The organism is Streptomyces sp. NPDC002520 (assembly GCF_053595235.1).
On the sequence record NZ_JBSFXG010000027.1, the window covers coordinates 115,676 to 129,685 of the forward strand.

Sequence of the window (14,010 nt, forward strand, 5' to 3'; positions counted from 1 at the left end):
CGGGGTGCGGTCACCGGGGTTGGGTGGTCAGGTGGGCTGGGGGCGGCCGAAGAGGAGGTCGTAGCCCGCGGGGAGCTGGAGCAGGATCTCTTTGAGGAGGTCGTCGCCGGTGGCGTCGGCGACCGTGGACAGGACGGCGCTGACGTCCCAGGCGGCGGTGTGTTCGGTGGCCCCTTCGATCCAGGCCGCGGTCGCGCGCACGAACCGCTCCGGGGGCAGCGGCTCGGCGCTCTGCAGCGGGTTGAGCAGGATCAGGGCGAAGTCGTCCGGCAGACGCGCCGCGAGCTGGGCGCGTACCTCGCCCACCAGGTGTGCGCCCAGCAGGGCGAGCACCACACGGGCCGCGCGCTCGGCTTCCTGCGGGGTGTCGTAATCGCCGCGTTCCTTCACGTGGTCGAGGAACGCTTCTCGTCGCACTGTCACGTCGGCTGTCACCCCTTCCTCAGGTCCACGGGGTGCGGAGGACGGGCGAGGGGGAGATCAGATACCCGTCCTCCGCCGCTGTTCACCCCTCATCGGGTCCGGCTCAGCCGGAGATCTCCTTGTGGCCGGTTCCGACGCCGATGGAGATCTTGCGGGGCTTGGCGCGCTCGGCGATCGGGATGCGCAGGGTGAGCACGCCTGCGTCGTAGTCGGCCTGGATGTGCTCGGTGTCCAGCGTGTCGGCGAGCACGATCTGGCGGGAGAAGACGCCCAGCGGCCGTTCCGACAGCTCCATCTGCACGTCGTCGGCCTTCGTCACGGGCCGGCGCTCGGCCTTGACGGTCAGCATGTTGCGTTCGACGTCGATGTCGATCGCGTCCGCGCTGACGCCGGGGATGTCGAAGGCCACCACGTACTGGTCGCCCTCGCGGTAGGCGTCCATCGGCATCGGAGACGGCCTGGACCAGGTGCCCGGGCCCATCAGCTGCTGGGCCAGCCGGTCCAGCTCACGGAAGGGGTCAGTGCGCATCAACATTGGAAAACACCTCCAGGTAGTTCAGGCAGATTGCTGCCAATGCGCCTCACTGACACCGTTGTAACATGTCATCCAATGGATGACAAACATGGCGTCGTCCAAAGGATGACCATCTGAGGGAGGTGCCCATGACCCCGGCCGACCAGCCGGCATCGTCCAGCGCCGACACACCGAGCCCGGCGTCGTTCCTCGCCGCCGCGGCAGCCCTTCACGCCATAGAGGACGCCCTGCATGCCGCCCGGCACAAGGACCCCGGCACCGGCGAGAACCATGACATCGGCCCGGAGCAGGCCCTGGCCTCGCTCCTGCTGCTGCGGCAGGTACGCGAGCAGCTCGCCGGATGGGAAACCGGCCTGATCGAAACCGCCCGCCACGCGGGCGCCAGCTGGGCCGATCTCGCCCACCCCCTTGGCGTCGCCAGCCGCCAGGCCGCCGAACGCCGCTACCTGCGCGGCCGGCCCGGCCCGGCCGGCACCACCGGCGAGCAACGCGTCCAGGCCACCCGTGAACGCCGCGCCGCCGAACGCACCACCGCCACCTGGGCCCGCCGCAACGCAGCCGACCTGCGCCGCATCGCCGGCCAGATCACCGCCCTCACCAACCTGCCCACCGCGGCCCGCCAACCGCTCAGCCGGCTCCACGCCGCCCTCGCCCACGACGACCCCGCCGAGCTCATCCGCCCTCTCAGCGACACCCGCCCCCACCTAGCCACCGCCCACCCCGACCTCGCAGCACAACTCGACACCCTCACCCCCCCTGACCTCACCCGTTGCCCAGAGGTGTGACGCAACGCGTCCCCCTGGCAGACCCCCCTGACCAGCGATCCACGCAAACCAGTTCAAAACATCACGCACCAGCTGCACGTTCACGCGCTCCGGAGCGGCGCACGCCCAGCGGTATCCGCGTACACCGGCCGGTCGTGCGCCCCTGGCGGAACAGCGGACGACGAAGTGGTGGCAGGCGCCGACCAGGTCAAGGAACTCCTGGGTCCGCTCGATCTTCCGGACGGTCCGCCTGGTCGATGTCTCGCGGCGGAAGGCTCGGCCCGCCGCTGGGAGCGGTCGGTCTGGGCCCGGTTGACCGCGTGACGGACGGTGTCGTCGGCGACCACCCTGGACGCGACCTCCGGACGGCGCAGCACGTCGGAGGCGACGTGGGCTGCGACCTGGTCGTCCTCGATGAGGTCGTGGACGATCTCGGTCTCGTGCTGCGTGGTCTGCGCCTTGTTGACATGTGGCGTGGCCACCTGGGCCGCGACCTTCTGCGCAGGTGTCTCGGGACGGTCCGGGAGCTGTCCGACGTGCTTCTTGGCCAGACCCGTCGTCCAGCGCCGCACCCGGGCGCGTTCGTCCAGCGGAGGGGCGTCGATCGTCTCGAAGCGCACCTGGTCATCCGGGATGCCCGCGAGGATGTGTGCCTGGACGAGGCCCCCGCCGCCTACGAGCACTTCGACGCCCGTGACGAGGGCTGGACCAAGGTGGTCCTGCATCCCAACGGACACGGCAACGGCCACAAGCGGTAAGGAAACCCGAGGGCCGCCGTCCGCCTGTTCCCGGGGATGGGTCCGGCCGACGCGTGGCGATCGCCCCCGGCTCCACCGGGACTGACGGACGGCGTTTCGCTTCTAAATGCTTGGTCACATGGGGTCATCGCCGTACGCGCGGCATCCCCAGGCCGAGCCAGGAGATGATCTCGCGCTGGATCTCGTTGTTGCCGCCCCCGAAGGTGAAGATCACGGCGGAACGGTAGCCGCGCTCCAGCTCGCCGTGCAGGACCGCGCCCGCCGAGCCCTCCTTCAGGGGGCCGGCCGCCGCGGCGATCTCCATCAGCCAGGCGTAGGCGTCCCGGCGGGCCTCGGAGCCGAAGACCTTGACGGCGGAGGCGTCCTGGGGTGTGAGGGTGCCGTCGTGCACAGCCGTGACCATCTGCCAGTTGAGGAGTTTCAGGGCGTCGAGCCGGGTGTGGGTGCGGGCCAGCAGTCGGCGCACCCAGGGCAGGTCGACCACGCGACGGCCGTCGGCGAGCTTGGTCTCCATCGCCCAGCGCTGCACGTCGTGCAGGGCGCGGATCGCCATGGTGCCGTGGGCGGCGAGGGTGACGCGCTCGTGGTTGAGCTGGTTGGTGATCAGCCGCCAGCCCTGGTTCTCCTCGCCGACCCGGCGGGAGACGGGGACGCGGATGTTCTCGTAGTAGCTGGCCGTGGTGTCGTGCGAGGCGAGCGTGTTGATGAGGGTGCAGGAGTAGCCCGGGTCGGAGGTCGGCACCAGGAGCATGGTGATGCCCTTGTGCGGCGGCGCCTCGGGGTCGGTGCGCACGGCCAGCCACACCCAGTCGGCGGTGTCGCCGTTGGTGGTCCAGATCTTCTGCCCGTCGACGACGTATTCGTCGCCTTCCCGTACGGCACGCGTCTTGAGGGACGCGAGATCGGTGCCGGCGCCGGGCTCGCTGTAGCCGATCGCGAAGTCGATCTCGCCGGCGAGGATGCGCGGCAGGAAGTACGCCTTCTGCTCCTCGGTGCCGAACCGCATGATCGTCGGGCCGACCGTGTTCAGGGCCATCAGCGGCAGCGGTACGCTGGCCTGCGCGGCCTCGTCGAAGAAGATGAACTGCTCCATCGCCGTCATTCCGCGCCCGCCGTACTCCTCGGGCCAGCCCACGCCGAGCCAGCCGTCCGCGCCGAGGCGGCGGATGGTCTCGCGGTAGAACCGCTTCTGGGCGGCCGGCTCCGCGTACCGGGTGTACGCGTGGTCCGGCACCAGTTCCGCGAAGTAGGCGCGCAGTTCGCTGCGCAGCCGCTGCTGCTCGGGCGTGTGGTCGAGATGCACGGCGCCTCCAGGCTCCCCACGGGCGGTCCTGACGGCGCACACCGTAGAACGTGTTCCAGAAATTGGGAATGGCGAGTCCGCGGTGAAATGGCGGGCCGTTGTCAGCCGAGGGCCGCCATGAAGTCAGCGCACGCCACGGCGCAGGCCCGGCACGCGGCCGCGGCGGACTCGGCGCCCGCCTGTTCGTCGAAGGCCTGCGCGCAGTCCAGGCAGACCGAGCGGCACCACTTCAGCCGGACCCTGATCCCCTCCTCTTCCTGCTGGTTCTGCTCGGACAGCATGCCGCAGGTCGCGTCGCACACCTCGGCACAGATGACGCCCAGCCGGCGCACACGCTCCCGGGGCACGGTGCCGTCGGGGTCCAGGAGGCTCGCACGCACCGCGCACACCCGCGCGCAGTCGGCGCAGGCCTGGGCACAGGTGAACCGGTCCTCGAGGAACCGGTAGAGCTGCTGCTCTGAGGCCGGCGTTGTCACACCGGGCGGGTAGCCGGGCCGCGGCGGCGCAAACCCGCGGGGCGGCACGGAGGTGGCTCGGTCCGCCGCCCCGGACGCCCGGCCGCCGGGCGCACGGGCGCCCAGAGACCCGGCCGCGCGGACGTCAGGGGCCGACGCTCGTGACCCGGCGTGGATCCCCGGCCACCCAAGGTGTCCGGTTCGTCCTGTTCCGGGTGGGGTATTCCTGTCCTATGAGTACCGCAACGATGCAGATGGCCGCGCCGAGCGGCCTGTGGAGTCTCGGTCTCTTCGTGGTGGCAGTGGCCGTACTGGCGTTCCTCGCCGGAGGCTTCTGGATGACTTCCCGCGTCAAGTACCGCGAGTCTCCCCGGCCGCGCCCCGAGGAGCAGCCGCACCTGCCACCGGACGGCGCGGTGCGCGAGATCAGGGAGAACAGGGAACCGGAAGAGATTCCGCACATCCCCAAGGGCGAGCGCCCGCTCACTCCGTACCAGCTGACGAACCAGGGCACCAGGCCGAGCGCGACCAAGGAGCGTCCGCGCTGGAGCAAGGGGTCGAGCGGCTCGTTCGGCGGCGGCGGTCTCGGCGCCCACTGAACCCCGGACCACGACCGACCAGGCACCATCGACAAGACACGACGGACAACCCACGACCCACGACCCACGACCCACGACCGACAACGAATCTCGGACAACCGACGAACGACGATTTTCCCGTCGGCCCGCACCGGCCGCCGTACGCCGTCGTCAGGAGACCGTCCTGACGGCGTCGAGACGCCCGACGCGGGCCACGTTCTGCCGGTCCTCGGCGTCCTGGCTCGGCTCGGCCGCGAACCAGGCGTCGAGGATCTCCTTCAGTACCGGTTCCGAGGTGAGCCGCAGGCCGAGCGCGAGGACGTTGGCGTCGTTCCAGCGGCGCGCGCCGTCTGCCGTGTACGCGTCCGTGCACAGTGCGGCCCTGACGCCCGGCACCTTGTTCGCGGCGATGGAGGCCCCGGTGCCGGTCCAGCAGCACACGACCGCCTGATCGGCCAGTCCCTCGGCCACGTCCCGGGCGGCCGCCTCCGAGCACGCCGCCCACTGCGGGTCGGCACCGGCTCGCAGCGCGCCGTGCTCGCGCACCTCGTGGCCGCGCCGGCGCAGCTCCTCGACGAGGAGACGGGCCACGGGTTCGTCCATGTCGGAGGAGACGGAGATCCGCATGGCACGGAGCCTATCCCTCAGAGCCAGGGCGTGACGTGCTCGCGGCAACCGCGCCGTCGCGCGGCACGGCAGAGCAGGCGGAAGGCCTGCAGCAGGGTCAGCGGCCACAGCAGGGCGAAGCACCACAGCAGCGCGGGGTCCGACGTGCGGATCCCCATCACGGCCACGAAGACGGACGCGACCCCGAGCAGCGCGACCGACAGCGGCAGCCACAGGGTCCGCCCCGCCCGGCGCATCCGGTGTGCGAGTCGGCGGTCCTGCCGCAGGTGCGCCTCGATCTCCAGCAACGCGATCCGCTCGCGCGGCGACAGCCGTACGTCGTCGGGGTTCTGCCATTCGTCCACGGGAAACGGCTCCTTCTCCGGCCGAAGGCCTTGACGCTCTCCGCTCCCGGTGGACCGAGTTCCCCGGGACACCCCACCGAAGCCCGGCGAGGTGCCGATCGGAGAGCCGCTCGGGGCCGGACGAATCCGGTCCGCCGTCTGCCGACGAGGACGTCGCGCATTCGTGCGACGGAGGTGACCTTGGACGCCGCTGGGCCGATACTGTCAGTACCAGTAGCCCGAACCGGCAAGATCCCGGGCCGCACGCAGCGTTGCGACCGCCCCGACCTGACGATTCGTCACCAAGAACCCGACCTCACCTCATACCTAATTGTGACCAGCGGAAGCGCAGGTCGACGGCCTGCCTTCCAGGCTTCCAGGAGAGACAGATGAGGATGCTGATCAACGTCCCGGAGACCGTGGTGGCGGATGCGCTGCGGGGCATGGCGGCCGCGTATCCGGATCTGACCGTGGACGTGGAGAACCGGGTGATCGTCCGGCGGGACGCACCCGTGGCCGGGCAGGTGGCGCTCGTGTCGGGCGGTGGGTCGGGCCACGAGCCGCTGCACGGCGGGTTCGTGGGTCCGGGCATGCTCGCGGCGGCCTGCCCCGGGGAGGTGTTCACCTCGCCGGTCCCGGACCAGATGGCGCGGGCCGCGGCCGCGGTCGACAGCGGGGCCGGCGTGCTGTTCGTCGTGAAGAACTACACCGGCGACGTCCTCAACTTCGACATGGCGGCCGAACTCGCCGAGGACGAGGGCATCCAGGTCGCGAAAGTTCTGGTCAACGACGACGTGGCGGTCACCGACAGCCTGTACACGGCCGGCCGGCGCGGCACCGGGGCGACCCTGTTCGTGGAGAAGATCGCCGGTGCCGCGGCGGCCGAGGGGCAGCCGCTGGAGCGGGTGGAGGCCATCGGGCGCCAGGTGAACGAGAACTCCCGTAGCTTCGGTGTCGCGCTCAGCGCGGTCACCACCCCGGCGAAGGGCTCACCGACCTTCGACCTGCCTTCCGGGGAACTGGAGTTGGGCATCGGCATCCACGGGGAGCCGGGGCGGGAGCGCCGGGCCATGATGACCTCCGGGGAGATCGCCGACTTCGCGGTGCACGCCATTCTCGACGACATGACCCCACGCGACCCCGTACTCGTCCTGGTCAACGGCATGGGCGCCACCCCGCTGCTGGAGCTCTTCGGCTTCAACGCCGAGGTGCAGCGCGTTCTCACGGAGCGGGGCGTGGTCGTGGCCCGCACGCTCGTCGGCAACTACGTCACCTCCCTCGACATGGCGGGCGCCTCGGTGACGCTGTGCCAGGTCGACGAGGAGCTGCTGCGGCTGTGGGACGCGCCGGTGCGGACGCCGGCGCTGCGCTGGGGCATGTGACACGGCGGACGCAGCGGTCAAGTTCCCTACCACGCAAGGAGATCCCGTGCTCGACGCCGATTTCTTCCGCCGCTGGATGACGGCCACCGCCGCCTCCGTCGACCGTGAGGCGGAACGGCTCACCGACCTCGACTCGGCCATCGGCGACGCCGACCACGGCAGCAACATGCAGCGTGGGTTCGCGGCCGTCCTGACCACCCTGGAGAAGGAGGCGCCGGCCACCCCGGGCGCCGTGCTCACCCTGGCCGGGCGCCAGTTGATCTCCACGGTCGGCGGCGCCTCCGGGCCGCTCTACGGCACCCTGCTGCGCCGGACCGGCAAGGCGCTCGGGGACGCCGCCGAGGTCAGCGAGGCGCAGCTGGCGGAGGCGCTGCGGGCCGGTGTGGACGGGGTGATGGCGCTCGGCGGCGCCGCGCCGGGCGACAAGACCATGGTCGACGCCCTGGTCCCGGCCGTGGACGCGCTCGGCGACGGCTTCGCCGCGGCGCGGTCGGCCGCCGAGGAAGGTGCTGTGGCCACCACCCCGCTGCAGGCGCGCAAGGGCCGGGCCAGCTATCTCGGGGAACGCAGCATCGGCCACCAGGACCCGGGGGCGACGTCCTCGGCCCTGCTGATCGCCGGGCTGGAAGAAGCGGCAGCGGGAGCCTGAGATGAGTGACGAGAAGCTGGTCGGGATCGTGCTGGTGTCGCACAGCGCGGAGGTGGCGGCCTCGGTCGCCGAGCTGGCGAAGGGGCTGGCGGGCGGGGCCGAGGCGGTGCCCGTCGCCGCCGCGGGCGGCACCGAGGGCGGCGGACTCGGCACCAGCGCCGAGTTGATCTCCGCCGCGGCCGCCGCCGTGGACCGCGGTGCCGGTGTCGCCGTCCTCACCGACCTCGGCAGTGCGGTCCTCACCGTCAAGGCCCTGCTCGCCGAGGGCGACGAACTCCCGGGCGGCACGCGCCTCGTGGACGCGCCGTTCGTCGAGGGCGCGGTGGCCGCGGTCGTCACGGCCTCCACGGGCGCCGACCTGGACGCGGTGGAGGCCGCGGCGGCGGAGGCGTACAGCTACCGGAAAGTGTGAGCGGGGCCCGGCCGACTCCCGTGTCGGCCGGGCAGGAGGAAAGGCCCCTCAGCCGCCCTGTCGGACGAACCGGCGGGCCAGTCTTTCGCCGGTGGTCACTGTTGCCCGGCGATTCTCGATGGGGTTGATCCGGGCGTTCTTGAAGACGATGTAGGTGACACCGGAGGCCGCTCCGCCGCTCTGCGGGTCGGGCCGGATGCCGAGGTTGCGGGCGGTGGCGTAGGAGGCCTCGCCGATGAGGTCGCGGGGGCCGGTGTCGCCGACGACCGCGTACTGCACCCGGTTCCGGTAGATCACGGCGGCCACGGAGCCGCCCCGGATGCCCTGCGCCCACTGGTTCCGGACGCCGCTCGGGGCCGGAATCACGATGTAGGGAAGCGTCTCGGCGTTCAGGTACCGGCCGTCGGACTGCGAGTAGGCGGTGGTGGGGGAGAAGTACGGGTCGGAGCGGCGATTGCAGCGGGCGGTGGGCCGGCCGTCGCAGTCGATGTCCATGTCGGCCTTCCAGAACACCGCGTCGCGGGTGCCGCAGACGGCGACCCTGGCGGCCGCGCCGTCGTCGGTGCGGTACCGGCCCCGGGAGACCTGGTGGCACGAGCGCACCCGGGCCAGCAGGTCGGCGGCGCTCACGCCGCCCTCCCGGTGGGCGGGCGGGCGCCGCTCGGGTGGGACCGCGGCGGCGGGAAACGTCGTCGGGGCAAGCAGGGCGGCACCGGCCGCGGCCAGAGTCAGCGACTGGACATGCACTCTCAGGGACCCTCTCCTGGGGGACATTTCGAACACCCTGCACAATTTCGTGCGGGTTCGCACGGACCGAGAGCCGGATGAGGCCGGATGGAGCAGCACCCTGACGCCCCACAGCGGGCTGACACTGCGTGAGAAGACAGCAGGGGCCCGGGATCTGAGTGAATGTCGGCTCAGATCCCCGGGCCGCCCGCGTCGGCGCGGGTTCGGCGACGACAGCGTGTCCGCGCCACAGGCATGAACTCCCCTGTTTTCTCGGGTAGTTCAGCCGCTGGAGACCTCAGCATACGTAACTCCCCCGCGCAGTCACCAACACGGCCCCCTTGTCACCGCCCCATCAGCCACGCCATATTGGTCCGGACCTTTGCCGTGATGCCGTCCCCTGGGAGGCAGAACCGTGCGACGCGTTCCTCTCCGGTCTCTGCCGGCCTGCGCGGCCCTGGTGACGGTCGCGTCCTGCGGCTGGGGCGCCACCGCCGACGAGGGCCGGGCGCCAGGCGCCCCGACCGGCATCACGGCGGCGGCCGGGAGCGCGACCAGCGTGCACGTGATGTGGAACAAGGTGCCGGACGGTCGGGACGGGCCCGCGATCCGCGCCTACGAGATCTATCGCGGCCGCACGAAGGTCACCGAAGTACCGGGCTCGCAGCGCATGGTGGACGTCGTCAGGCTCAGGCCGTCCACCCTGTACGTCTTCACCGTGCGGGCCCGGGACACCGACGGCCGGCTCGGTCCGCCGAGCCGGGCGGTGCGGGCGCGGACGCCCGCCAGGGCGACGGCCGACCGCTCGGCACCGACCCGCCCGTCGAGGCCGGCCGGGCGGACGGTGGGCGACCGGGCGGTCCAGCTGTCCTGGTCCGCCTCCCGGGACGACCGGGGCGTGCTGTCGTACGACATCTTGCAGAGCGGAGTGAAGATCCACAGTGTGGGCGGGAGCCAGACCGCGACGGTGGTCACCGGGTTGCGCCCCGGCACCCGTTACGCCTTCACCGTCCGTGCCCGGGACGCGGCCGACAACCTCTCGCCCGCCAGCGCGCCGGTGCGCCTGACCACCCCGGGCGCCGGCGACGGCCGGGACACCGCGCCCACCGGCTTCTCCGCCACGACGCACCGGTCCGCGGGCGCCTACTCCCTCGACCTGTCCTGGGATCCCCCGGACGTGGACGGGGTGATCACCGAGTACCAGATCCAGCTCGACGGCCGGGCCGCCACGTCCCTGGTGTGGGGCGGCGATCCGCCGCGCGGCCGGGCCCACTACAGCTTCTACCTCGGGCGCGAGGCGGGGTCCGAGCACCGGGTGCGCCTGCGGGCGCGGCTGCCCGACGGCACCTGGGGCGGCTTCTCGGCGGAGCGGACGGTGACCACGGGCACGGCCGGCTGACGGCCGCTGTCGGTGCGGTCGACGCCGGTACGGTCACTCTCGGCGCGACCGGAGCCCGTGCGGTCGGCGTCCGTGCGGCCGACTTCCGCGCGGCCACAGTCGCGGTGTCGGCGTGTCGGCTTGCGCCGGGCTGCGGGAGCCCGACGCCGGCGGAGGAGTCCGTCACCCGACCGGAGGCGCTTCGGGTGCGGAGCGGTCCCGGGCCGCGTTGGCTGCACTTGAGGCAGCACGGACGTTTCCCGACCTCGGCGGCGCATGGGACGTACCGCCAACCGTGCCGCCGGAGGCCAGCCAATGCGCAACTCCCGACTTCTCCTCCGTTCCGGCCTGACCCTGGCTGCCGCCGCCGCGCTCCCGGTCTCCCTCGTCGGGCCGTCGGCCGCGGCGTCGGGAATCTCCGTGAGCACGACCGGGGCCACGGTCTCGGTGGTGACCAGCGCCTGCACCCAGAACAACGGCAACTGGGGCAACGCCTCGCTGCTCGGCAAAGGCCAGGCGAACTTCGCCCAGGGCCGTCAGGTGACACTCTCCGGCACGACCATCAGCCAGTCCGCGGCCTGGTCCGGGGTGAGCCCCGGGACGTACACCGTGGTGGTGGTCTGCTCCAACGGCGTCACCGCGGGCACCCAGTCCGTCATCGTGTCCTCGCCCTCCGCCCCGACCGCCGCATCGACGGCCAAGGCCGCACCGCCCCCACCGCCCGCGCCGTCCCGCGGTGTCGCGGGCGGCCTGGGCGGCGCCGTCCGCGACTACGGCCCGCTCACGCTGGGTATCGGCGCGGCCCTGGTCGGCGCGGGCGTCATCGCCACGGCCTGGTTCCTGCGCCGCCGCTCGAAGCCGTACCGGTTCTGAGCGGGCACGCCGCGGCGGTCAGCCGGGCGTGCCGTCCGCCGGCTTTGGAGCGTCCGGGGGCGGGTCGCCGGGCAGTTCGGCGAACTCCTCGAGGGCGTGGGTGAGCCACTGGGTCCAGAAGGTCTCCAGTTCGATGCCGGCCCGCAGGACAAGATGGCGCAGCCGGTCCTCGGGGGTGTCCCGGTCCGGCGGGAAGTCGCGCCGTTCGATGTCCTCGTACTCGGCCAACTGCCGCCGGTGCAGCTCCAGATGGCTGCGCAGGTCGGTCTCCAGGCCGGCCGTGCCGACCACCGCCGCGGCGCGCAGGCGCAGCAGCAGGACGTCCCGCAGGGGCCTCGGGTCCTGGGCGGTGGCGGTCCAGCGGGCCAGTTCGGCGCGGCCCGCGGGCAGGACCTCGTAGCTCTTCTTCTGCCCGCGGGCCGGCTGCTCGGCCGGCAGTGCGCGGATGTACCCCTCGGCCTCCAGCCTCCCCAGCTCGCGGTATATCTGCTGGTGTGTCGCCGACCAGAAGTAGCCGATCGACTTGTCGAAGCGCCGGGTCAGTTCCAGACCCGACGACGGCTTCTCCAGCAGGGCGGTGAGGATGGCGTGCGGGAGTGACATGGACTCATCCTAGGGACGTGCCCGGCGCCGCCTACAGCGTCGCCGCCAGCTCGGTGCCCTGCTTGATGGCCCGCTTCGCGTCCAGCTCGGCCGCGACGTCGGCGCCGCCGATCAGGTGCGCGCCGCGTCCGGCGGCGATCAGCTCGTCGTACAGATCGCGACGCGGCTCCTGGCCGGTGCACAGCACGACCGTGTCGACCTCGAGGACCGTGCTCTCCTCGCCGACGGTGATGTGCAGTCCGGCGTCGTCGATGCGGTCGTAGCTGACGCCGGGGACCATGGTCACGCCGCGGTGCTTCAGTTCGGTGCGGTGGATCCAGCCGGTGGTCTTGCCGAGGCCGGCACCGACCTTGGTGGCCTTGCGCTGGAACAGGTGGACCGTGCGCGGCGGGGCCGGCCGCTCCGGGGCCGCGAGGCCGCCCGCCACCGCGTAGTCCATGTCGACGCCCCAGTTGCGGAAGTACGCCTCCGGGTCCTCGCTCGCCTTGTCGCCGCCGTCGGTGAGGAACTCGGCGACGTCGAAGCCGATGCCGCCGGCGCCGAGGATCGCTACGCGGTCGCCGACCGGGGCGCCGTCGCGCAGGACATCGAGGTAGCCGACGACGCGGGGGTGGTCGACGCCGGGGATGTCGGGGGTGCGCGGGGTGACACCGGTGGCGACGACGACCTCGTCGTAGTCGGCCAGGTCCGCCGAGGTGACCCAGGTTTCGAGGCGTACGTCCACGCCGTGCTTCTCCAGTTGGTGGCGGAAGTAGCGCAGCGTCTCGTCGAACTCCTGCTTGCCGGGGACCTTGCGGGCCACGTTCAGCTGGCCGCCGATCTCGCTCGCGGCGTCGAACAGGGTGACCCGGTGGCCGCGTTCGGCGGCGGAGACCGCGCAGGCGAGGCCGGCCGGACCGGCGCCGACGACAGCGACGTTCTTGCGCCGGCGGGTCGGCGAGAGCACCAGCTCGGTCTCGTGGCAGGCGCGCGGGTTGACCAGGCAGGAGGTGATCCGGCCGCTGAAGGTGTGGTCCAGGCAGGCCTGGTTGCAGCCGATGCAGGTGTTGATGGCCTCCGGTGTGCCGGCGGCGGCCTTGGCGACGAAGTCGGGGTCGGCGAGCATCGGACGCGCCATGGAGACCATGTCGGCGTGGCCGGTCGCGAGCAACTCCTCGGCGACTTCGGGGGTGTTGATGCGGTTGGTGGTCACCAGCGGGACGGTCACCCGGCCCATGAGCTTCTTGGTGACCCAGGTGTAGGCGCCGCGCGGGACGGAGGTGGCGATGGTGGGGATGCGCGCCTCGTGCCAGCCGATGCCCGTGTTGATGATCGTCGCACCGGCGTCTTCGACGGCCCGTGCGAGGGTGACGACCTCCTCCAGGGTGGAGCCGCCCGGGACCAGGTCGAGCATGGAGAGCCGGTAGACGATGATGAAGTCGTCGCCGACGGCCTCGCGCACGCGCCCCACGATCTCGACGGGGAACCGCATCCGGTTCTCGTACGATCCGCCCCAGCGGTCCTCGCGCCGGTTGGTCCGGGCGGCGATGAACTCGTTGATGAGGTAGCCCTCGGAGCCCATGATCTCGACGCCGTCGTAGCCGGCCTGCCGTGCGAGGCGCGCGGCGCGGACGTAGTCGTCGATGGTCCGCTCGACATCGGCGTCGGTGAGGGCGCGCGGCACGAAGGGGCTGATCGGGGCCTGCAGGGCGCTCGGTGCGACGAGGTCCTGGTGGTAGGCGTACCGCCCGAAGTGCAGGATCTGCATGGCGATCCGGCCGCCCTCGCGGTGCACGGCGTCTGTGACGACCCGGTGCTGCTCGGCCTCCGCCTCGGTGGTGAGCTTGGCGCCGCCCTCGTACGGGCGTCCCTCGTCGTTGGGGGCGATGCCGCCGGTGACGATGAGACCCACTCCCCCGCGCGCGCGGGCGGCGTAGAACGCGGCCATCCGTTCGAAGCCGCGCTCGGCCTCCTCGAGACCGACGTGCATGGAGCCCATGAGCACGCGGTTGGGCAGCGTGGTGAATCCCAGGTCGAGCGGGGACATCAGGTGCGGGTAACGGCTCATCGGGCCCTCCGTGCGCGGTGTCGTCATCTTCTTTGTAGAGGACACGCGCGCCTTTGTGCAACTAGTTGCACAAAGGGTGAGGGGCCGGCATCGTGCTCGGTGTCTACCTGGACGTCCTTGCAGCCGGGACGGTTCGGGTGAGCGACGCGATCAAGGTGCAGCAGGTCGGCTGAC

At 71.9% G+C, this 14,010-nt stretch carries 16 protein-coding genes and 1 pseudogene; 7 read left to right on the forward strand and 10 right to left on the reverse strand.

Annotated features, from left to right (window positions below; all coding sequences use genetic code 11):
* Positions 1-27: 27 nt before the first annotated feature.
* Together ACWD5D_RS30990 and ACWD5D_RS30995 are read right to left on the reverse strand one after the other, a co-directional pair.
* Positions 28-423, reverse strand: coding sequence for a DUF2267 domain-containing protein (locus ACWD5D_RS30990; protein WP_451376079.1), 396 nt, complete (start codon positions 421-423; stop codon positions 28-30).
* Between the two features lie 103 nt (positions 424-526).
* The gene (locus tag ACWD5D_RS30995; protein ID WP_451376080.1) at positions 527-958 is read right to left on the reverse strand and encodes an Hsp20/alpha crystallin family protein; all 432 of its coding nucleotides are present in this window, start codon (positions 956-958) and stop codon (positions 527-529) included.
* Positions 959-1,086: 128 nt separating this feature from the next.
* On the opposite strand from ACWD5D_RS30995, the gene ACWD5D_RS31000 reads away from it, so the two are divergent.
* Positions 1,087-1,743 (forward strand): type III effector protein, encoded by a 657-nt coding sequence (locus ACWD5D_RS31000; protein WP_451376081.1) that lies wholly within the window; start codon positions 1,087-1,089, stop codon positions 1,741-1,743.
* Here ACWD5D_RS31000 and ACWD5D_RS31005 read toward each other — a convergent pair.
* The 3 genes and pseudogenes from ACWD5D_RS31005 to ACWD5D_RS31015 form a co-directional block, all read right to left on the reverse strand.
* Positions 1,663-2,405 (reverse strand): annotated as a pseudogene (locus tag ACWD5D_RS31005) (DUF6192 family protein). The gene ACWD5D_RS31000 and the pseudogene ACWD5D_RS31005 overlap by 81 nt on opposite strands.
* Before the next feature lie 199 nt (positions 2,406-2,604).
* Positions 2,605-3,783: an acyl-CoA dehydrogenase family protein gene (locus tag ACWD5D_RS31010; RefSeq protein ID WP_451376082.1), complete on the reverse strand. Its 1,179-nt coding sequence runs from the start codon at positions 3,781-3,783 to the stop codon at positions 2,605-2,607.
* A 101-nt stretch (positions 3,784-3,884) separates the two neighbouring features.
* Positions 3,885-4,259: a ferredoxin gene (locus ACWD5D_RS31015; protein ID WP_451376083.1), complete on the reverse strand. Its 375-nt coding sequence runs from the start codon at positions 4,257-4,259 to the stop codon at positions 3,885-3,887.
* Between the two features lie 212 nt (positions 4,260-4,471).
* Between ACWD5D_RS31015 and ACWD5D_RS31020 the strand changes: the two genes are divergently transcribed.
* Positions 4,472-4,837 carry a DUF6479 family protein gene (locus ACWD5D_RS31020; protein ID WP_451376084.1) on the forward strand — a complete coding sequence of 122 codons (366 nt, stop codon included), beginning with the start codon at positions 4,472-4,474 and terminating at the stop codon, positions 4,835-4,837.
* A gap of 150 nt (positions 4,838-4,987) precedes the next feature.
* Here ACWD5D_RS31020 and ACWD5D_RS31025 read toward each other — a convergent pair whose 3' ends face one another.
* Complete coding sequence (locus tag ACWD5D_RS31025; RefSeq protein WP_451376085.1) at positions 4,988-5,443, reverse strand: RpiB/LacA/LacB family sugar-phosphate isomerase; 456 nt, start codon at positions 5,441-5,443, stop codon at positions 4,988-4,990.
* Positions 5,444-5,460: 17 nt separating this feature from the next.
* On the reverse strand, positions 5,461-5,787 hold the full coding sequence (locus ACWD5D_RS31030) for a DUF3040 domain-containing protein (RefSeq protein WP_451376086.1): 327 nt from the start codon (positions 5,785-5,787) through the stop codon (positions 5,461-5,463).
* Positions 5,788-6,155: 368 nt separating this feature from the next.
* Between ACWD5D_RS31030 and dhaK the strand changes: the two genes are divergently transcribed.
* From dhaK to ACWD5D_RS31045, 3 genes are read left to right on the forward strand one after another with little or no spacing between them, the layout of a single operon-like run.
* Complete coding sequence (gene dhaK, locus ACWD5D_RS31035) at positions 6,156-7,148, forward strand: dihydroxyacetone kinase subunit DhaK (protein WP_451376087.1); 993 nt, start codon at positions 6,156-6,158, stop codon at positions 7,146-7,148.
* Between the two features lie 46 nt (positions 7,149-7,194).
* The gene (dhaL, locus tag ACWD5D_RS31040; RefSeq protein ID WP_451376088.1) at positions 7,195-7,797 is read left to right on the forward strand and encodes a dihydroxyacetone kinase subunit DhaL; all 603 of its coding nucleotides are present in this window, start codon (positions 7,195-7,197) and stop codon (positions 7,795-7,797) included.
* Position 7,798: 1 nt separating this feature from the next.
* Positions 7,799-8,209, forward strand: coding sequence for a PTS-dependent dihydroxyacetone kinase phosphotransferase subunit DhaM (locus ACWD5D_RS31045; protein ID WP_451376089.1), 411 nt, complete (start codon positions 7,799-7,801; stop codon positions 8,207-8,209).
* 48 nt (positions 8,210-8,257) lie between these two features.
* Here ACWD5D_RS31045 and ACWD5D_RS31050 read toward each other — a convergent pair whose 3' ends face one another.
* Positions 8,258-8,956, reverse strand: coding sequence for a glycoside hydrolase family 75 protein (locus ACWD5D_RS31050; protein ID WP_451376090.1), 699 nt, complete (start codon positions 8,954-8,956; stop codon positions 8,258-8,260).
* A gap of 394 nt (positions 8,957-9,350) precedes the next feature.
* On the opposite strand from ACWD5D_RS31050, the gene ACWD5D_RS31055 reads away from it, so the two are divergent.
* On the forward strand, positions 9,351-10,334 hold the full coding sequence (locus ACWD5D_RS31055; protein ID WP_451376091.1) for a fibronectin type III domain-containing protein: 984 nt from the start codon (positions 9,351-9,353) through the stop codon (positions 10,332-10,334).
* 294 nt (positions 10,335-10,628) lie between these two features.
* Complete coding sequence (locus ACWD5D_RS31060; protein ID WP_451376092.1) at positions 10,629-11,186, forward strand: hypothetical protein; 558 nt, start codon at positions 10,629-10,631, stop codon at positions 11,184-11,186.
* Between the two features lie 18 nt (positions 11,187-11,204).
* Here ACWD5D_RS31060 and ACWD5D_RS31065 read toward each other — a convergent pair whose 3' ends face one another.
* On the reverse strand, positions 11,205-11,789 hold the full coding sequence (locus tag ACWD5D_RS31065) for a PadR family transcriptional regulator (RefSeq protein WP_451376093.1): 585 nt from the start codon (positions 11,787-11,789) through the stop codon (positions 11,205-11,207).
* Between the two features lie 31 nt (positions 11,790-11,820).
* On the reverse strand, positions 11,821-13,836 hold the full coding sequence (locus tag ACWD5D_RS31070) for an FAD-dependent oxidoreductase (protein ID WP_451376094.1): 2,016 nt from the start codon (positions 13,834-13,836) through the stop codon (positions 11,821-11,823).
* Between the last annotated feature and the right edge of the window lie 174 nt (positions 13,837-14,010).